The sequence below is a fragment of the Achromobacter sp. GW823-FHT04E03 genome, from assembly GCF_058796095.1.
On record NZ_JBXAIJ010000002.1, the window covers coordinates 1,514,742 to 1,534,023 of the forward strand.

Genomic DNA, 19,282 nt, shown 5'->3' on the forward strand with positions numbered 1-19,282 from the left:
ATGTTCGACAGCAAGATCGGAGGCGGCGACGCCCATACCATCCTGGTGCGAGGCCATGACCTGGTGCAGGACCTGTTCCAGCGCGATTTCATCGACGTGCTGGCCCTGGAGCTGCTGGGCGAGTTCCCCACGCCGCAGCTCAAGACCATGCTCAACCTGTTCCTGGTGAGCGCGACCGACCATGGCCTCACGCCCAGCGCCTTGTCGGCGCGGCTGACCCTGCACGGCGCGCCCGAGGCCATGCAGGGCGCCCTGGCGGCGGGATTGCTGGGCGCAGGCAGCCGCTTTCTTGGCGTGATCGAATACGCCGCGCGCTTTCTGCGCGACGCCCTGCCCAAGCAGGATAGCTACACGGACGAGGAACTGCGCCGCTATGCCGAGGAATGCGTCGCGGCCAACAAGGCGGCCAAGCGCAAGATTCCCGGCGTGGGGCATCCCATACACGTGGACGGCGATCCCCGTTGCGAAAAGATGTTCGAGATCGCCAGGGACTGCGGCTATTACGGCAATTACTCGCGCTTTGCCGTCGAGTTGGCCGCGGCGGCCGCCCGCCAGTCGGGCCGCAAGATTCCGCTGAATGCCACCGGGGCCAAGGGCGCCATCGTGCTCGATATGGGCCTGACGCCGGAGTTGGGCAAGGCCTTGACGATGATCGGCCGTTCGGTGGGCCTGATGGCGCACATCATCGAGGAACAGAAGAATCCCATCGCCCAGAAGGTGTGGGACATGGCCGCTGGCAACGAGTGACGCGTCTGCCGGCCCCGGGGTCAATCCCGGTCCGGCGCGCCCAGCGGGAACAGCGGCCGGTACGGCCGCGCTTCTTCCACGGCCCGCGCGAACGATGGACGCGCAAGCAGCCGCGCCCGATAAGCGCGCAGCACCGGATACGATTCGGCGATGCGGTGCGTCCAGTCGCCATAGAACAGCGAGGGCGCGGCGGCGCAGTCCGCCAGGGTAAAGTCCTCGCCAGCCGCCCAGGTCTTGCCGGCCAGATGCGTTTCGAGCCATGCATAGGCGACTTCCAGCTTTTCCACCGCCAGGGCCAGCGTTTCCCGCCGCTTGTTCTCGTCGCCCGAGAGCGCGCCACCTACCGCATGCTGCGTCCAGTTCATGACGTGCAGGTCGAAAAACCGATCCAGGAAGCGCACCTGCAGCGCCGCCCTGGGATCGGCGGGCAGCAGGCGCTGCGGCCCGGGATGATCCAGCTGCAGATGCTCGATGATGATGCTGGTCTCGGCGATGTTGCGGCCGCCGTCTTCCAGCAGCGGGAACTTGTGCAGGGGCCAGCGGCGCAGCCATTCGGCCGCGTGCTCTGGCGTGTCGGGGCCGATGCAGCGGAACTCGAATGGAGTGCCGTTTTCGTACAGCGCGATCAGCACCTTCTGCGTGTAGGAGGAGAAGGGATGGCCGTAAAGGGCGAGCGACATGGCGGGGGTCTCCGGGCGGAATCGCGATGGACGACGCCTAGCGTCGCCGAGACGAGAAACAATCGCAACAAATAATTTCAAACCTTTTGTGTCAGCGATCCGAGCGCCCATGCGAGGCGGCGCGGCAGTACGGGGGGCCGCGGCTCCCGCCGTTATTGGCCTGGCGACTGCGATGCATGGCCGGGCGCTTGCGCGGGTCCGCATGAACGCCGGATCGGAGCCGGCCGGCGTGTGTTTCAGCCGCTATGCAAGGATTGCGATCTGGCCCCGAGCCAGTAGTATGCGCGCTCAACCGACCGATCCCGCTCATACCAAGGACTGATCCATGACCCTGACGCGTCCGCGACTTGCCCTGTCCGCCCTGGCGCTCGCGCTGGCCCTGTCTGGCTGCGCGCCTCATCCGTTCCTGAGCGCCGAAGGCACCAGGAACGATCCGCGCTATGCCCAGCTGCTGGACCTGATCGACGCGGCGCTGAAGGACGATATGGCCGTGGTGCTGGTGGCCGACATCATGCCGCATCGTTCGCTGAGCGACGCGTTGGAAATGACCAAATGGACCTCGCGCGTCATCTGGATGTACGAAAAGGATCCGCGCATAACTTTCAGCCGCGGCTTTCAGACCAACTCGCTACAACGGGACAAGAAGACGACCTATCTGTTCCAGGCCTTCGAGGTGCATATCCTGCCGCCGGGCAAATATCTGCTCACCGGTGGCGACGACTACAAGCTGAATGCCTTGCTTGACCAGGTCGGCGCTGCGAGCGGCAAGGAGGGTTCGGGCCGCGGCGCCAACGGCACCGCCTATCTGTCGCCCGAGCTCTATCGCGAGTTCTACCGGGAAACCAACTGGCGCGACGCTACCTATGGCACCGAGACCAAGACGCGCACGGTCTGCACCGCCGTGCACGCGGCTTCGGGCGCCTGCGTGAGCTGGGGCGAGCAGCAATACAGCGAGACCACGCAGCTCGGTGCGGCCGGCTATCGCGAAGAGACCGATTCCCGCGATATCCCCGCGATCAAGGTGCAGGCCCGCATCCCGCCGCAGCAGGCGCTGGCAAGTTTCACGCTCAAGGGCGGCCAACTGGTGCTGAGCCAGCGCATGCACCTGAAGACGCCGAGCTACAAGTACCGGCAGTCCGCCTGCCGCGCGGTCGATCCGAAGATGATCGAATGCCCGCTCGAAGATCTGACCGTCTATACGCGTCCAGCGCCCATGGAGTTCACGCAGAAGTACATCGAGCGGCTTGAGAACGTAAGCGCGGAACACCGTCAGCTTCTGGCCAAGATGACACCGATGCAGATCACGCCCTTGGGCAAGCAGGGCATGGAAGACCCGATCTGGGGTGTGCCGCTGTCGCTGCGCAAGGGCAAGTAGGCGACGAGCCTCGGGGGGCGCTGGAAGGGCCGCCCGTCATCGTAGAGAACAGGGCGGGCGCTGGCGGATTGACAGGCAAAATCCGCTTCCCGATCCAGAGCGGAACTGGAATTAGCGTTATCCTGCCGCCAGACTAGATCGTCGGCTGCCATGCCTACCGGGATGGCGCCGATGCCGCGACCGGCGAGGACTGCGCACTTGAAGCAAATCCGGCACTACCTGTTTGGCATCATCGTCTCCTTCCTGCTGGCGGGACTGCTGGCGTTCCTGGGCATCGTGTTCGTCTCCAGCCCCAATCTGGGCTGGGGCGCGCAGGCGCTGTTGAGCTATGGCGTGTTGTTCGGCGGGCCTCTGGCCCTGGTGCTGGCGCTGTGCTGGATCATCTACATGGTGCGCGATAAAGGCCAGGTGCCGGGGCGCGTCCACGCGTTGATGTTCCTGCCCACGGTGTTGGCACTTGCCATCGTGCCCGTCAGCGACTCCGTCGAGCAGGGCAGGTGGGACCGTTTCCAGGCGTCGCACCCAGCGATCGAGGAAGCGCATGTCAATCTGAGCGGGCGCACGATCTGGACGGACAGGCGCGGCGGGAGCGTGTCGTCGGGCTCGTCGCCGTACCTGGAGCCCGGGTCGGTGGCTCAATACATGTTTTCGCGCTTTCGCCGCTATCCGAACCAGGGGGCCGCGGCCAGCGAGAATTTCCCCTACGACGGCGCGCGCCTGAAGGACGGCGTGGATCGCTACGTGTACTCCAGCCAGGACGGAACGCCAGGCGCGTCCGTGCCGCTGAAACGCCAGCCGTATCCGGATATGGGCAAGCTGCCCTCGGCGTCCGCGCAGGGCGAAGCGGATCTGGTGGTTTATCACTATTACCACTATGCCGATCACGTCGAGGTGGCGCCGGGCATCGCGCGCTTCGCTGGCACCACCGACGACCGGATGGAGGCGGCCGGGATGCCCGGGGTGGCGATATTCGGCCTGCAGAACTTGACGCCGCAGACCATCGCCCGGGTGGAGATCAACGGCCAGGCCTATGACATGGGCTCGCAGGCGGCGCGCAGCGTGCTGCGGCAGCCTTGCGATCCGGTGCGTGGCGGTAGCCCGGTCCTGCTCGATCTGGAGCAGCCCTTGCGGGTGCGTTGGCAGACGCTGGAAGAACCCGGGACCTGGCGCGAGGCGACAGTGAACGTCCCGGCCTTCAGCGCGGCGAGCGGCAAGGACCCAGGCAAGGGCCTGCAGCGCGTGCGGCTGTACTTCCTGCCGGATGAGACGGTGGCTGCCGAACGCTACAGGGAGATCCGCGCGCGCGGCGAACTCTCCGTCCGCGCTACCGGCCTGCCCGCCGCAGCGCAAGCCTATACGGGCTGCGGCGGCGCGTATTCCGGCTACAACCCGCAGACGGTGAAGCTGCTGGGCAACTGAGGCCTGCGCGCGCTACACGTCTTCGATGCGCTGCGAGGGTGCAAGGGGCGTACCGAGGTCCAGCATGGCGTAGATCCGCTGCGTGAAACGCTGCCGCCGCGTGGGCCTGCCCATGCGCCAGCGCGTGTCCAGCCATAGCAGGGGCAGGGCGAAGCCCAGCCACACGATGAAGAAGAGCGCCAGCAGGAAGACGGCCAGTTCGGGAAAGTCCCGGAACGAACCGTCGTCCGGTCCGGCGAAAAACTGCAGGCCGACCACGAACAGCCAGGCCGTCAGCATCAACGCGCCTATCAGCTTGAGCAGGCGCGCGCGCTGGCTCATGCCCACGCGGATAGGCGTGTCCCTGCCTAGCTCGCCGCCGTAGTAGCGGTGGCACATATAGCAGCGGCCATCTTCCAGATTGCGCAGCGCATAGACGGCGCGCCGGCCATCCTGGTGGGCGGAGGCCGTGCGCACTGCCAATTCGACGCGGTCGTCCTCGGCCAGGAAGGGCAGCGCGTCGCCGAACGCTTCCTGGGCGATCATCGCGTAGTCCACGCCGTTGACCGTGTAGCGGTAGATGCCATAGTTCGGCCCTTTGTGAACCTGGCGCATCTCATGCGTGAGGCCGGTAAGGCGGCCCCGCACGTACCCGATGGGTGGTTCGCCCTCGTCCTGCGTCGATAGCGGCTCCAGGCGTGGCGGCTCGGGCGGCGGGGCAGGTATGCCGGCAACCGGCTTTTGCTCGGGATCGAAAAGCGCTTCGGTGGCCAGGATCAGCGGGCGGTGGCGGCGGTTGTGCCAGAGGCCGTGCATGGCCGAACCCGCCACCACCAGCGCCACCAGGGCGACGACCAGCGAGAAGACCATCAGGAACACGCGTGTGAGGCTGGCGATGCCGAGCAGCCAAGCCAGCCACACGAACGCCGCGCAGACCGCGCCGCCGATGACGACCTCGCGCCAGCCGCGCCGTTTCAGGGTTTGGTAGTAGCGCGGCGGGATGGGATCGCCACGCGCCGGAACCGCCCAGGAGAAGACGGCCGGCCCCTCTTCGCCGTCCATCACACCCAGGCGCGCCGGCATGCCCTGCTGATGCAGGCGCTGCAATTGATTGATCTGCGGCGCTTCCAGCCCGGCGGCGATCACGCTTTCTGTTCCTACGCGCAGGAACGCATCGTGCCGCACGAGCGGCACCGCGAGGCGGATCTGGTCGATGGTTCCTTCGAGTATGCGGGCGGAGGGCTGCGCCATGACGGGGTTGGAGGATGAAAACCGTCAAGGATAGCGTAGCCGCCTGCGTGAGCTACCAAGCGTCCGGCAAAGTCCCAGGCCCTTCATGCGTGGGGAAATGCGGCAGCACTTCCTCCGCCAGTTCCTGCAGCACGTCCGCCGCGGGCCGTTGCGAGAACTGGATGCCCAGCGCGGCGTGATTGACGCCGGCCTCCTGCCATTCTTCCAGCAACGCGATCAAGCCTTTCCTGCCCGTGCGCAGCACGAAGCCGTTATGCAAGGGCGTGCGGGGATGGTCGGGGTCTTCGGCCAGGTCCAGCCATTCATTGGTCATGTGCGGCCGGAAGCCGCCGTCGGGAATCTGGGCGCGCCAGGCGCGGATCTTGGCCCCCAGGCGCTTGGGTCCTGTCGATGTATCGGTGGCGTCGGGATAGGTCAGCCAGCCATCGGCGTGTTCGGCGATCCACGGCAGCGACTGCCCCGACGAACCGGTGACGATGAGCGGAATGACGCCCGCGGCGGGCTTGGGCAGGAATTCCGCGTTGCTGAAGCGCCCCAGCGGCGAATCGATCTCCAGGCGTCCTGGGCGCATCAACTGACGGAAGTACGAAACCGCCTCGGCGAAACGCGCAGCGCGTTCGTCGTGATTCAGCCCATAGGCAGGAAACTCGACCGGACGGTCTCCCGACGCAATCCCCAGCACCAGCCGGCCGCCCGACAATTGGTCGATGGTTGTCGCCGCCTTGGCCAGATCGATGGGGGGGCGCAGGGAAAAGATCGCGCTGCCCGTGGCCAGTGCAATCTTCTTCGTTTGCGCCGCCAGAAAGGCCAGGTAGGTGAACGGATCGAAGACCTGGCCGGCATCGCCGAACGAAGGGGAGTACAAGGGTACGTCGCGCACCCAGACGGCGGCAAACTCCTGCCGGTCGATCTGCCGCACAAGTTCGGCCTGCCCCGCAAGGACCGCCATGCTGCCTTCATAGAAGCGCAGCGGCAGGAAGATGCCCAGCGTCAGGCGGTCGGGCGCGAACATCCGCCGATAGCCGGGGTGCGCGGAAAAAGCGAAGTACGACGCTCCCGTCGTGCCATGGAGAGAGAGGGTGGTGTCCATTCCGACTGTCCTTGTTTCCTTCAAGCGCCCGTTGCCGGCGCGGGCAGGGTGATGCCTTTGGCGACCGCGGGCCGCGCTGCCACGCGTTCGTGCCATGCGCTCAGGTGCCGGTGATGGCTGAAATCGAAATCGATGATCCGTGCGATGTGGCTCCAGCCGAAATGCGCGATATCGGCGATGGAGTAGGCGTCGCCGGCAAGGTAGGGCTGATCGGCCAGCCTGCGGTCCAGCACCGCGAGCGCATCCTCGGTCAGGCGCTGGTAGCGTTCGAGCGCGGCGGGGTTGCGCGCCTTGTCGAACACCTCGAAGTTCACGCGTTGCCCGATGATGGGACCGACGCTGCTGGAATGGAATTGCAGCCACTTGATCGCTTCCCAGCGGCCTTGGATGTCCGTGGGCAGCAGCCTCCCGGTCTTTTCCGCGAGATACAGCAGTATGGCCGCCGATTCGAACAGCGCCACGCCGGTTTCATCATCGGTCAGTACCGGAATGCGGCCGTGCGGATTCAGGGCCAGAAAATCCGGCTGGCGGTGCTCGCCCTGCGCGATGCGCACATGGTGCAGGCGGTAGGGCAGTTCCAGTTCTTCCAGCGCGATGGTGGCCTTGTAGCCATTGGGAGAACTATCGGTGTATAGATTCAGCATGGGCTTGCTCATTTAAGATTAGCTAAATATTCAGGATCCGCGGCGGCATTGAAATTTTCTTTCTTGAGCGGGATCGGGTACAGCGATCATTTCTCACTTTTAAATTTAGGAAATCTAAAATGACGGCAACGCTTCCCCTGCAGGCGCTGCGCACTTTTGTCGAGGTAAGCCAGCGCGGCAGCATCACCGCGGCGGCGCAGGCCTTGCATGTCACGCCGGGCGCCGTCAGCCAGCAGATCCGGCTGCTGGAGGACCGGCTCGGCATCGCCCTGCTGGTGCGCGAACGCCACGGCATGCGCATGACGGAGGCGGGCGCCGAGGCGTATCCGATGCTTAGCGCGGCGTTCGCGCAGATCGACAAGGCAGTGGACATGCTGGCCGCGAAGCAGGCGCGGCAAAGCCTGACCGTCAGCACCGTGGCGACGTTCGCGGCGTCTTGGCTGGTTCCACGCCTGGGGCGGTTCAAGGAACGGTATCCGCACATCGAAATCCGGGTAGAGGCGACGCCTGCCCTGGTCGATCTGCGGCGCGACCACGTCGATGTCGCCCTGCGCCACGGGCTGGGCGACTATCCGGGACTGGATGTGGTGCCGCTGATGGCGCCGGTGCTCGTGCCGGTGGCCGCGCCAGGCTTCGCAGCGGCGCTGGCCGAACCGGCGGACTGCCTGGATTACCCGCTGCTGCACGATGCGGACCGCGCCGATTGGCCGCTGTGGCTAAGCGCGCATGGCGTGGCCCAGGATGCCCGGGCGCAGCGCGGCAATGCGTTCGATGACGATTTCCTGCTGATCCGGGCGGCGGAAGCGGGCCAGGGACTTGCGCTGGTGCCCGCCGCGCACGCGCAGGAAGAGATCGCGGCCGGACGCCTGGTCCAGGCGCTGGACAAGCCCTGGCCCGCGAGGTTCGCCTACTACGCCGTCAGCAGGCCCGGCGCGGTCCAGCGTCCGGAAGTCCGCGCCTTCATCGACTGGATCGTCGAGGAGGCCAGAGCGTGACCGCTACGGCTGCTTACGCGGCAAGGAGTTTTCAAGCCTGGAAGCGCCGCGCAGCCTGAAACAGCTGGCGCTCGCTGCCCGCGCGACCCAGCAGTTCCAGGCCGACGGGTATTCCGCTGGGCGTGAAGCCGATGGGCACGCTCAAGGCCGGCAGCCCGGTCACCGCCGCGAGCAGCCCATTGCCGCCGCGCTGGGCCTGGCCCAGCAGTGCCGGCGCGCCACGCACGCTGGGATAGGCCAGCTGGTCCAGCTGGCCTTGGTCCATGGCAGTCAACAATTCGTCGCGCAGCGCCTGGGCGCGGGCCAGCACCGCGAGGCGCGCGCTGCCGTCGGGATCGCGCAGCGCGTCGCGCTCGCGCAGCAGCGGCGCGACTTCCGGGTGGGGATAGCCGCCGTCCAGGATGTCGGTCAGGCTGCGCACGGGCAGACCCGCATCGCGCAGGCACAGGGCCAGCGCGTCGCGGAATTCATGGCCGGTGACGTTGGCGGCGATCAGGCGCGCGTCTTCCAGCGCCAGCGCGACTGGCTGGATCTGTGCGCCCTCGGCTTGCCAGCCGGCGAGCGCCGCGCGGACGTGGCGCGACACCTCCAGTTCCGCGCCGGCTGGGCCGAAGAATGCTTCCAGCGTGCCGATGCGCCAGGCCCGGTCCGCGCCGCGCGCGTCTTCGCCTTGTCCCGCCATCACCGACCACAGGGCTGAGATATCAGCAAGGCTGCGGGCCATCGGGCCGACCGTGTCGAGCGTCGGCGACAGCGGCACCACGCCGGCGTTGCTGTAGCGTCCGGCCGTGGGCCGCAGGCCCCAGACCTGGTTGAAGGCCGCGGGGATGCGGATCGAGCCGCTGGTGTCGGTGCCTATCGCGGCCGCCGCGAAGCTGGACGCCACCGCGACGGCGCTACCGCCGCTGGATCCGCCGGGAACGCGGGCGGCGTCGTAGGCGTTGCGCGTGCGGCCGGATAGTGAAGAAACGTTGGTGATGCCGCTGGCCAGTTCGTGCATCGTGGTCTTGCCCAGCACCACGGCGCCGGCTTCGCGCAGCCGGCGCACGACGTCGGCGTCGCGCTGCGGGCGGCGGCCGGCCAGCGCGAGCGAGCCAGCGGTGGCGGGCATGCCCACGGTATCGATGTTGTCCTTGAGCAGAAGGGGAATGCCGTGCAGCGGCCCCAGCGCCGCCCCGCGCTGTCTTTCCCTGTCCCGATCGGCGGCCTCGGCCAGCGCCTGGCTGTTCAGCGCGATGACCGCGTTGAGCGCTGGCCCGGCCTGGTCGTACGCCGCGATGCGCGCCAGGTAGGCGCGCACCAGGTCCGTGGCGCTGAGCGCGCCTGCCGCCATGGCCGCCCGCAGTTCGGCGATGCCGCGGCCAAAGACCGGATCGCCGACCGGCAGGGGACCCGCCAGCAGGCGTGGCGCGCTCATCGGAAGTGGCACGCCACCCAGTGCTGCCCGGCGTCCGAGCCGTCTGGCCGCTGGGTCAGGACCGGTTGCTTCTCCTTGCACACTGGCTGCGCCAGCGGGCAGCGCGTGTGGAAGCGGCAGCCGCTGGGAGGATTCGCCGGGCTGGGCGGATCGCCCTGCAGCAGCTTGCGCTGCGCGGGCTTGTGCGGATCGGGAACCGGGACGGCCGACAGCAGGATTTCCGTGTACGGGTGCAGCGGGCGCGAGAACAGCGTGTCGCGGTCGGCGACCTCGACGATGCGGCCCAGATACATCACCGCCACGCGATGGCTGATGTGGCGCACCACCGCCAGGTCATGCGCGACGAACAGGTAGGCGATGCCCATCTCTTCCTGCAGGTCCATCAGCAGGTTGATCACCTGCGCCTGCACCGACACGTCCAGCGCGGACACCGGTTCGTCGCACACGATCAGCTTGGGCCGCAGGGCCAGCGCCCGCGCGATGCCCAGGCGCTGCCGCTGGCCGCCGGAGAACTCGTGCGGGAACTTCTTCATCGCCTCCGGACGCAGGCCGACCTTGGAGAACAGCCAGGCGATCTCATCGGCGCGTGACCGGCCGCCCGAGGCCGGGAAGTTCTGCAGCGGTTCGCCGACGATGTCGCCTGCCGTCAGCCGTGGATTCAGCGACGCGTACGGATCCTGGAAGATGATCTGCATGTCGCGCCGGCGGCTGCGCATCTGCTCGGCCGACAGCGCCAGGATTTCCTCGCCTTCCAGCCGCACGGATCCCGAGGTCGGCTGGATCAGGCGCAGCACGGACTTGCCGGTGGTGGTCTTGCCGCAGCCGGATTCGCCCACCAGCGCCAGGGTCTCGCCGCGGGCGACAGAGAAGGAAACGCCGTCCACGGCCTGGATGACCTTGCGGCGCGGCTTGAACCAGCCGCCCGCGCCGGGATAGTGCATCTTCAGGTCGCGCACTTCCAGCAAGGGCGTGGCCGGGGCGGCGGGCTGGTTGCGGGCGCTCATGCTTGGACTCCAGTCAGGGCGGCGCCGGGGGGCGTCGAAGCGGCCGCCTGCGGGGCCGGTTGCGCGGCGACGCGCGCCGCTTCGTGGCAGGCGACCACGTGGTCGCTGCCATGTTCCAGCAATTGCGGCGCTTCGGCCCGGCAGCGGTCGGTGGCGTAGGCGCAGCGCGGCGCGAAGCTGCAGCCTTTGCCCAGCTCGCTGGGCGCGGGCACCATGCCGGGGATCTCGGCCAGGCGTTGCGTCGACGCGTTCATCGACGGCATCGACGCCATCAGCGCCCGCGTGTACGGATGCAGGGGGCGGTCGAACAGTTCGGTGACGGGCGCTTCTTCCACCTTGCGGCCTGCGTACATCACGGCCACGCGGTCGCAGCATTCGGCCACCACGCCCAGGTCGTGGGTGATCAGCACGATGCCCATGCCCAAGCTCTGCTGCAGGCTGCGCAGCAGGTCCACGATCTGCGCCTGGATGGTCACGTCCAGCGCCGTGGTCGGTTCGTCGGCGATCAGCACTTCGGGATTACAGGCCAGGGCCAGCGCAATCATCACGCGCTGCCGCATGCCGCCGGAAAGCTGGTAGGGGTACTCGTGCACGCGCCGCTCGGGTTCCGCGATCTGCACCAGGCGCAGCATTTCCTCAGCGCGGCGGTAGGCCTCGCGGCGGCCGAGCTTTTGATGCAGCATCACCGTTTCCGCGATCTGCCGGCCCACTGTCAGCACGGGGTTCAGCGAGGTCATCGGTTCCTGGAAGATCATCGAGATCCGGTTGCCGCGGATCTGGCGCATCTGCTTTTCGGTCAGGCCCAGCAGGTCGGTGCCGCGGTAGCGGATCTGGCCGCCGGCATAGCGCCCGGGCGGCGTCGGGATCAGCCGCAGGATGGACAGCGCGGTGACGCTCTTGCCGCAGCCGGACTCGCCGACCACGCCCAGCGTGCGGCCTGCCCGCACCTGGTAGGACACGCCGTCCACCGAGCGCACGGTGCCGGACACGGTATCGAAGTAGGTGCGCAGGTTGTCGACTTCGAGCAGCACATCGCCAGGGGCGACGGCGGCGGGAGAGATTGCCATGGCGTGCTCCTAGCGTTGGTTGGTCAGGCGGGGGTCGAGCGCGTCGCGCAGGCCGTCGCCCATCAGGTTGATCGCCAGCACGGTGACGGCCAGCAGGATGCCCGGATACAGGATGGTGTAGAACGCCACCGCCACGTAGTTGCGGGCGTCGGCCATCATGTTGCCCCAGCTGGGCACCTGGGCCGGCACGCCTACGCCCAGGAACGACAGCACCGCTTCGGTCAGCACCGCGGTGGCGGCAATGAACGTGGCCTGCACCACCAGCGGCGTGACCATGTTGGGCAGCACGTGGCGCCGCAGGATCACCGGCAGGCGCGTGCCCACGGCGTGGGCGGCTTCGACGTAAAGCTGTTCGCGCAGCGTCAGCGCCAGCGAACGCACCAGGCGCACCACGCGCGGTACCTGCGGAATGGCGATCGCGATGATCACCGTGGTCAGGCTGGCGCGGATCACCGCCATCAGGGCGATGGCCAGCAGGATGTCGGGAATGGCCATCATGCCGTCCATGATGCGCATGATGATCGCGTCGGCCCAGCGCACGAAGCCCGCCATCAGGCCCAGCACCACGCCGACCGCGGTCGCGATCAGCGCCACCACGATGGCCACCACGAGCGACACGCGGCCGCCCCACACCACGCGGCTGAATACGTCGCGGCCCAGCGCGTCGGTGCCGAAGTAATGTTCGGCCGACGGCGGCTTCATGCGTTGCAGCGGATTGATGCTGATAGGGTTGTGCGTGGCGATCCAGGGCGCGGCGATGGCCAGGCCCGCCACGATCAACAGCAGCGCCAGGCCCAGGATCAGGGTGGGGTGCTTGCGTATCCAGCGCCAGCGGCGGCCGCTGGCGCTGAGCGCCTCGTGCAGCACCACGGGCGGGCTGGTGGAAATCGAGCTTTCTGACATGATTCTTTCCTGCGGCGGCTCAGTAACGGATGCGAGGATCGAACAGCCGGTAGCTGAGGTCGATCAGCAGATTGATCAGCACGTAGGTGCCGGCCGATAGCAGCAGCACGCTCTGGATCACCGGATAGTCATGGTGCTGGACCGCGTCGATGACCAGCCGGCCGATGCCGGGAATGGCGAACACAGTCTCGGTTACGACCACGCCGCCGATCAGCAGCGCGATGCCCACGCCCACCGTGGTGGCAATCGGGATGGCGGCATTGCGCAGCGCGTGCTCCAGCACGGGCAGCACCGCCAGGCCCTTGGCGCGCGCCGTGCGGATGTAATCCTCGTGCAGCACTTCCACCACGGTCGCGCGGGTCATGCGGGTGATCAGCGCGATGTACACCAGCGCCAGGTTGATACAGGGCAGGGTCAGGTTGCGCAGCCACGGGCCCACGCCCTCGGACAGGCTGACATAGCCCTGCACCGGCAGCCATTGCAGCTTGATGGCGAAGCCGTAGATCAGCAGGTAGCCGACCAGGAACACCGGCACCGAGAACGCCAGCACGGCGAACAGCATCACCAGGCGGTCGATCCAGGTGCCGGCGCGGTAGGCGGCCAGCACGCCCAGCGGCACGGCCACGATGATGGAGACCAGCATCGTGAGCGCGGCAATGGACAACGTGGGTTCCACCCGCTGCGCCAGCAGCTGCGTCACGGGCACGTGGGTGAAGATGGACGTGCCCAGGTCGCCTTGCAGCAGCTTGCCCGCCCACAGCCCGAACTGCCGCCACAGCGGCTCGTCCAGGCCCAGCGCCACGCGCAGCTTGGCGATGTCGTCGGCGGAGGCGAAATCCCCGGCGATGAGCGCCGCCGGGTCTCCCGGCGACAGGTGGATCAGCAGGAAGACGATCACCGCCACCACTGCCATGACAGGCACGATGGCAAGCACTCGCCGGATGATGTAACCCATGGTTGTCTCGCGTATCGATTAGGCTGGCTGCGGATTACTTGTCCAGCACCCACAGGTTCGGCAGGCTCCAGATCTTTTCCGCGTTCTTCAGGCTGTTATGCGACGCGAATGCCCGCGAATACTGGCCCACCGAGATCGCGGGGAAGGCTTCATAGGCGCGCTCCTGGAACAGGTCGAGCACGCGCTTGCGCTCGTCCGAGCTGGTGGCCGCAATCCACTGGGCGCGCAGTTCGTCCAGCTTCTTGTCGCAGGGCCAGCCCGGCAGGCTGTTGCCGCACACCGCGCCCAGGTAGGTGTTGCTGATGGGCGAGTCGACGTTGAATTCCGAAGCGGCCGACAGGAAGATGTTCCAGCCGCCCTTGTCGATGGGTTCCTTGCGGGCGCGGCGCGCGGTCAGCGTGGCCCAGTCCATGGACTGGATGTCGAGGTTGACGCCGATGTCCTGCAGCGCCTGGATGGCGACCAGCGTGGCGGAGTTCAGGTAGGCCAGGTCGGTGGGCAGCAGGATCGCGACCTTCTCGCCCTTGTATCCGGCTTCGGCCAGCAGCTTCTTGGCCAGGGCGGGATCGGGCTTGGCGTAGGGCGCCGCGCCGGCGGTGGTGTCGTTGGGGCCGCCGCAGATGAAGACCGTGGCGCAGTACTTCATGCGCAGGTCGTCCGGGTAGCCCATGGCGGCGGTGAACTTGTCCTGGTCCACCAGGTGGGCCACGGCCTGGCGCGCCTTCTCGTTGTTGAACGGCGGCATGGACTGGTTCAGGATGATGTAGCCCTGGGCGCGCTCCATCACGCCGATCTTGACGTTCTTGTTGCCGCGCAAGGCGTCGATGTAGTCCGCCGGCGCCTGTTCGATCATGTCGACTTCGCCGTTGGTCAGCGCGGCCGTGGCGCTGTTGGAATCGGGCAGCACGCGCCATTCCACGCGCGGGATGTGCGGGGTCTTGTTGCCGGCCAGGCCGTCGGCCTGGGCCTTGGGGCCGACGTAGTTCGGATTCTGCTCGAACACGATCTTGCTGCCGGGCACCCATTCGGCGCGCTTGAAGAGGTAAGGGCCGGAACCTACGACCTCGGTCAGCGGGCGGTCGGCCGGCTGCGAGGCCAGGCGCTGGGGCAGGATGAACGCGGGATAGCTGGACACCTTCGCGAGGCCTTCGAGCACCAGGTCAAACGGCTGGTCCAGCGTCAGCTTGAAGGTGTTGGCGTCCACGGCTTCCCACTTGCCGCCGGCGCGCGTGATGGCCTGGCCGATGTTGTCGCGCGCGGACCAGCGCTGCAGCGACGCGATCACGTCGGCGGTGGTCAGCGCCTGGCCGTCGCTGAACTTCAGGCCAGGCAGCAGCGTGAAGGTCCAGGTCTTCTTGTCGTCGCTGGCCGAATACTTTTCCACCATCTGCGGCTGCGGCTTGCTGTGCGAGTCCATCGCGAACAGCGTGTCGTACACCATGTAGCCGAAGTTGCGCGTGATGTAGGCGGTGGTGAAGGTCGGATCCAGCACCTTCAGGTCGGCGTGCGGCACGATGCGCAGGGTCTTGGCCTGCTGCGCGTGCGCCGGCGCGGCGCCAAGGGTGAAGGCCAGGCCGAGGGTGGCCGTCGAGAACAGGCAAAGCAGGCGTTTTTTCATCGCGCTAGGCTCCCATCTTGTTGGTGGAGGCGCCGGCGTCCGCGCGCCGGCAGGTTCTTAGAGCGGCCACTTGGGCAGCCGGATATTGCGGTACGTGAGCGTTTTCCAGTCGGGCGTGGCGACGCCCTTGCCGCCGACATAGATGATGTGGCGCGCGACTTTCGAGAACGAGGCATGGAAGTGCTGCGCGGACTTGACCACCACGATCCTCCTGGAAGAAAGATCGCAGCCCAGCTGCGTGAACAGGTCCATGTTGATGGCCTGGTTGCGCAGTGAGGTCAGCACGATCTCGATGCCCTGGGTCTCGACCAGCGCGCAGTCCCCCATCGCTGCCGGCGCGCCGGACAGGCCCGTCATGATCATGTCGGCCTGGATGGCCTTGACCGTGCAGCGCAGGTCCAGAGGGTCGCCGGACAAGGGACCGACCTTGCCGCCAATGCGCAGGTCCAGCACCGCGCCGGGACCGGCGTCGAACGCAATGCGCGCCGAAACCGGATCCCACATGGGACCCAGCGCCGCGTTCGTCACGCCGCGTTCCAGCATGCGGCTCAGGACAAACGTGGCGTCGCCGGGCGCGCCGCTGCCGGGATTGTCGGGCCGGTCGGCCAGCACCACCGGACCGTCGCCGAAGGCCAGCGCTTCGTCCAGCGCCTGGTCCACGCTGCGGTAGGGCACCATGAGCTGCTCGCGCATGCCGATGAGTTCATCGGCCAGGCGGCGCGCCAGCGCTTGCGCGGCGCTAGCGTCGCCATCGGCGTAGACCAGCACCTTGGTGCCCATTTCCGGCACGTCGCCGGTGGCGAAGCCTTGCGCCGCCGAGATCGACAGGATGCCGTCGCGGCCTTCCAGCGCCTTGATGCGGCTGACGAAGCCCTGCGCCGGTTCGCGCGTGGTGTGCATGGGCACGATCATGTCGCAGTCGACCAACGCCGCGACGGGTCGCGTGCGGCCGGCCTGCGCGTCCAGGCACAAGGCCAGCAGGTCTTCCGCGCGTTCACGGATGTCGGTGTGGGGATATTCCTTGAACAGGACCAGCACCGTGGCCTGTTCCACCATCAACGGACTCAGGTGCGCATGGGGATCCAGTTCGGCGCCCACCACCACATCGGGGCCGACGATCTCGCGCACGTGGCGCAGGATGTCGCCCTCGCAGTCGTCGTAGCCGTCGGCCACCATGGCGCCGTGCAGGCCCAGCAACACCATGTCCACCGGCATCGCCGCGCGCAGGTCGGCCAGGATCTGGTCGCGCAGCGTCTCGTAGGCGGCGCGGGTGGTCGTGCCGCCCGGCTGCGCGGACGTGACCAGGCCTTCGGCCAGCGTCCAGCCGGCCTCGCGGCCGCGCTGCCGTGCCACGTACAGCGGCGCGCCTGCAAAGGTCACCGAGTCCGGATGCGTGCCCGCCGGATAGTAGTCGCGGTCCTGGAAGGAGGCGAGGCTGGTGGGCATGGGCGCGAAGGTGTTGGTTTCCGTGCCCAGGCCGGCGCTGAAGATCTTCATGGCCGGGCCTCCGGACAGGCTGCTGCATGCGCCGCGGCGCGCGCGGCGGTCCAGGTCGACGACATAGTTTTCCCCTTGTATGGATCGGATGTCCGTCATTGCCGCCACATGAGAGAGGCACTGCGTTCCGTATCGCGGATGATCGGCGGCACACCAGCGAGGCACAAATAGCTAACGTGTTCCCATGGATAACCCAAGGTTATGGTGTGCGCTTTTTCGGGGAAAATCGCGGCGAAAAGCGCGCAGATCGGCTGCTTTTAAGGGAAAACGATAGGCCGGCCGAAAGCCTTTCCGCGCGCATATGAAAGGTTATGGACAGTTCATGATTTGGAATTTGTGGGCGGGTCTGGCGGCGCTCAGAATCTGGAGCTGTTCCTGGCCGGCGGGCAAGCCGCAAGGCCGTCGCCTTTCAACCGCTAGCGGCGCGCCGCGCCCTGGAGTCGCCCCATGCGCATATTCACCGGCGCCCTCGCCACCGAAACCAATACGTTCTCGCCTTTGCCTACCGGCCTCGCAGCGTTCAAGTCGCGCGAGTATCTTCCCGGCGGCACGCATCCCGACCATATGACGTTCTACGCCGGACCGCTATGGGTTGCGCGCCAAGGCGCAAGCGCAGGAGGCTGGACGCTGGTCGAAGGGCTGGTGGCTTCGGCCCAGCCGGGCGGCACCACCACGCGCGCGGCCTACGAAACCTTGCGAGACGAGTTGCTGGCCGACCTGCGCGCGGCGATGCCGGTGGACATGGTGTTGCTGGGCCTGCACGGCGCCATGGTGGCCGACGGCTACGACGACTGCGAGGGCGACATCCTGCGCCGCGTGCGCGAGATCGTCGGCCCCGACGTGGTGGTGGGCGCGGAGCTGGATCCGCACGCGCATCTCACGCCGCTGATGGTGGAGCAGGCCACGGTGCTGGTCTTGTTCAAGGAATATCCCCACACCGATGTACTGGAGCGCGCCGAGGACCTGCTGGCCTTGTGCCTGGACGCGCAGGCCGGGCGCACGCGACCCGTCGCGGCGTTGATCGACTGCGACATGATCGTGCCCATGCACACCACGCGCGAACCGGCGCAGGGCTTCGTCAGCCACATCAAGGCGCTGGAAGGTCGCGACGGCATCCTGTCGATCTCGGCGGCGCAAGGCTTCGCCACCGGCGACGTGCCGGAAATGGGCACCAAGGTGCTGGTCTACGCCGATGGCGACGCTAGCGCCGCGCAAGCGCTGGCGCGCCGCCTGGCCGATGAACTCATCGGCATGCGCGAGCAGCTCATGGTGCCCTACCGCTGCGTGGACCAGGCGCTGGATGAAGCGCTGGCCCATGGCGACGGGCCGATCGTATTGGCCGACCGTTCGGACAATCCCGGCAGCGGCGCAGCCGGAGACTCCACTTATCTGCTGGCCAGGATGCGCGAGCGCGGCATACGCAATGCCGCCATCGGTCCCTTGTGGGATCCGGTTGCGGCGCGCATTGCGTTCGACGCTGGCCTCGGCGCGGAGCTGGACCTGCGTATCGGCGGCAAGGTCGGTCCGTTGTCCGGCAGCCCCGTGGACGCGCGCTGCCGGGTCGTGGCGACGCATGCGGACATGTACATGACGGGTAACTCCAACACCCGCATCGCCTTGGGCGACTGCGCGCTGGTCGACGTGGACGGCATCCTGGTCGTCCTGGTCTCGCTGCGTACACAGGCCTATCACACGGACCTCTTTACCCAGCTGGGCTGCGACCTGACGGCGCAACGCCTGATCGTGGTGAAGTCCGCGCACCACTTCCACGCCAGGTACGCGCCCTTGGCCAAGGCGGTGTTGTACGTGGCCGCGCCCGGTTCCGCCAGCCCGGACTGGAGCAGCTTGCCGTACCGCAAGGCCAGGCTGCCGAAATGGCCGATTGCGTAGCGGGATTGCCATTCCGGCAATGGGCCGCGCGGCCGGCCCTCAGCCCTTGGACGGCTTTCTTTCCTGTCCGGGGACGCGCTTCTTGGGCGCGGCGGCGTCGGACCGCGGGGGGCCGTTATCCAGCATGGCGAGCAGGCCGATGATCAGCGCCTGCATGCCTTGGTCCAGTTCCACTTCCATCTCGGATTCTTCCGCCGCGCGTTCCGCCTCCACGACCGGCTCCAGGCCGGCGACCGAATACACCGTGTCGGCCACCGCCATACCGTGGAAGGCCACCGTCGCCAGCAGGATGCGGGACTGTTCCCTGGAAATTCCGTAGGCCTTGGCGATGTGCCGCTGCTGTTCGTCGATCTTGGCGAGCATGGAAGGCGTTGCAGCCAGCCTGCGGATCACGTAGGGCGTGACGCCTGGGTGCGCCTTGACGAACTCGCGCACGGACGCGGCGAAAGTGGTCAGGTATTCCTTCAGTTCGCCGCGGTCGTTGCTACAGGCTTGCGGTATCTGCCAGCGCTTGAAGATCTCCTCGGCGACCAGGCGCTTGAGTTCCTCCAGGCTGGGCACGTGCTTGTACAGCGCCATATGGCTGACGCCCAGTGCCGCCGCGAGCCCGACGAAGGTGATGTTCGGCAGGCCCATCGCTATGCCGGCGTCGGCAATCCGCTCCCGGGTGATGGTGGGAGGGCGTCCCCGCGCTGGTCGGCGCTCTGGCGGTGTCATGGCTGTTCCTGGTTCCTTGGCGTCATTCAGCCCT

17 protein-coding genes are annotated in these 19,282 nt (G+C 67.3%); 5 read left to right on the top strand and 12 right to left on the bottom strand.

Features of this window, described 5'->3' with window-relative positions; translation table 11 throughout:
* Nucleotides 1-747, top strand: coding sequence for a citryl-CoA lyase (locus AC1RHV_RS18235; protein ID WP_054451836.1), 747 nt, complete (start codon nt 1-3; stop codon nt 745-747).
* A gap of 20 nt (nt 748-767) precedes the next feature.
* On the opposite strand, the gene AC1RHV_RS18240 is transcribed toward AC1RHV_RS18235, so the two are convergent.
* Entirely contained in the window at nt 768-1,427 is a 660-nt protein-coding gene (locus tag AC1RHV_RS18240; RefSeq protein WP_310534714.1) for a glutathione S-transferase family protein, read from the bottom strand.
* Nucleotides 1,428-1,752: 325 nt separating this feature from the next.
* On the opposite strand from AC1RHV_RS18240, the gene AC1RHV_RS18245 reads away from it, so the two are divergent.
* On the top strand, nt 1,753-2,802 hold the full coding sequence (locus AC1RHV_RS18245; protein ID WP_119451893.1) for a hypothetical protein: 1,050 nt from the start codon (nt 1,753-1,755) through the stop codon (nt 2,800-2,802).
* Nucleotides 2,803-3,000: 198 nt separating this feature from the next.
* Nucleotides 3,001-4,221 (top strand): hypothetical protein, encoded by a 1,221-nt coding sequence (locus AC1RHV_RS18250; protein WP_492301594.1) that lies wholly within the window; start codon nt 3,001-3,003, stop codon nt 4,219-4,221.
* Nucleotides 4,222-4,233: 12 nt separating this feature from the next.
* Here the strand turns inward: AC1RHV_RS18250 and AC1RHV_RS18255 are convergent, their stop codons facing one another.
* The 3 genes from AC1RHV_RS18255 to AC1RHV_RS18265 all read right to left on the bottom strand — a co-directional run bounded on the left by AC1RHV_RS18255 (nt 4,234) and on the right by AC1RHV_RS18265 (nt 7,185).
* A complete protein-coding gene (locus tag AC1RHV_RS18255; RefSeq protein WP_460360778.1) occupies nt 4,234-5,451 on the bottom strand; it encodes a hypothetical protein in 1,218 nt (405 codons plus the stop codon).
* Nucleotides 5,452-5,503: 52 nt separating this feature from the next.
* The gene (locus AC1RHV_RS18260) at nt 5,504-6,463 is read right to left on the bottom strand and encodes an LLM class oxidoreductase (protein ID WP_208949719.1); all 960 of its coding nucleotides are present in this window, start codon (nt 6,461-6,463) and stop codon (nt 5,504-5,506) included.
* Between the two features lie 98 nt (nt 6,464-6,561).
* Nucleotides 6,562-7,185, bottom strand: coding sequence for a glutathione S-transferase family protein (locus AC1RHV_RS18265; protein WP_054451831.1), 624 nt, complete (start codon nt 7,183-7,185; stop codon nt 6,562-6,564).
* A 119-nt stretch (nt 7,186-7,304) separates the two neighbouring features.
* On the opposite strand from AC1RHV_RS18265, the gene AC1RHV_RS18270 reads away from it, so the two are divergent.
* Complete coding sequence (locus tag AC1RHV_RS18270) at nt 7,305-8,180, top strand: LysR substrate-binding domain-containing protein (RefSeq protein WP_492301596.1); 876 nt, start codon at nt 7,305-7,307, stop codon at nt 8,178-8,180.
* Between the two features lie 31 nt (nt 8,181-8,211).
* Here AC1RHV_RS18270 and AC1RHV_RS18275 read toward each other — a convergent pair whose 3' ends face one another.
* The 7 genes from AC1RHV_RS18275 to AC1RHV_RS18305 are packed head-to-tail and all read right to left on the bottom strand — an operon-like array spanning nt 8,212 to nt 16,641.
* Nucleotides 8,212-9,597, bottom strand: coding sequence for an amidase (locus AC1RHV_RS18275; RefSeq protein ID WP_492301597.1), 1,386 nt, complete (start codon nt 9,595-9,597; stop codon nt 8,212-8,214).
* Nucleotides 9,594-10,601: an ABC transporter ATP-binding protein gene (locus tag AC1RHV_RS18280; protein WP_175160281.1), complete on the bottom strand. Its 1,008-nt coding sequence runs from the start codon at nt 10,599-10,601 to the stop codon at nt 9,594-9,596. The genes AC1RHV_RS18275 and AC1RHV_RS18280 overlap by 4 nt, the downstream gene beginning before the upstream one ends.
* Complete coding sequence (locus AC1RHV_RS18285) at nt 10,598-11,668, bottom strand: ABC transporter ATP-binding protein (RefSeq protein ID WP_054451825.1); 1,071 nt, start codon at nt 11,666-11,668, stop codon at nt 10,598-10,600. Before AC1RHV_RS18285 ends, AC1RHV_RS18280 begins: the two co-directional genes overlap by 4 nt.
* A gap of 9 nt (nt 11,669-11,677) precedes the next feature.
* Nucleotides 11,678-12,571, bottom strand: a complete 894-nt coding sequence (locus AC1RHV_RS18290) for an ABC transporter permease (protein WP_054451823.1) — start codon at nt 12,569-12,571, stop codon at nt 11,678-11,680.
* A gap of 19 nt (nt 12,572-12,590) precedes the next feature.
* Nucleotides 12,591-13,526: an ABC transporter permease gene (locus tag AC1RHV_RS18295; RefSeq protein ID WP_054451821.1), complete on the bottom strand. Its 936-nt coding sequence runs from the start codon at nt 13,524-13,526 to the stop codon at nt 12,591-12,593.
* A 34-nt stretch (nt 13,527-13,560) separates the two neighbouring features.
* The gene (locus AC1RHV_RS18300) at nt 13,561-15,144 is read right to left on the bottom strand and encodes an ABC transporter substrate-binding protein (RefSeq protein ID WP_119451899.1); all 1,584 of its coding nucleotides are present in this window, start codon (nt 15,142-15,144) and stop codon (nt 13,561-13,563) included.
* A 57-nt stretch (nt 15,145-15,201) separates the two neighbouring features.
* A complete protein-coding gene (locus AC1RHV_RS18305) occupies nt 15,202-16,641 on the bottom strand; it encodes a M81 family metallopeptidase (RefSeq protein WP_492301779.1) in 1,440 nt (479 codons plus the stop codon).
* A gap of 447 nt (nt 16,642-17,088) precedes the next feature.
* Here AC1RHV_RS18305 and AC1RHV_RS18310 point away from each other — a divergent pair, with 447 nt between their 5' ends.
* Nucleotides 17,089-18,531 carry a M81 family metallopeptidase gene (locus tag AC1RHV_RS18310; RefSeq protein ID WP_492301598.1) on the top strand — a complete coding sequence of 481 codons (1,443 nt, stop codon included), beginning with the start codon at nt 17,089-17,091 and terminating at the stop codon, nt 18,529-18,531.
* Nucleotides 18,532-18,570: 39 nt separating this feature from the next.
* On the opposite strand, the gene AC1RHV_RS18315 is transcribed toward AC1RHV_RS18310, so the two are convergent.
* Nucleotides 18,571-19,248 (bottom strand): TetR/AcrR family transcriptional regulator, encoded by a 678-nt coding sequence (locus AC1RHV_RS18315; protein ID WP_119451901.1) that lies wholly within the window; start codon nt 19,246-19,248, stop codon nt 18,571-18,573.
* Between the last annotated feature and the right edge of the window lie 34 nt (nt 19,249-19,282).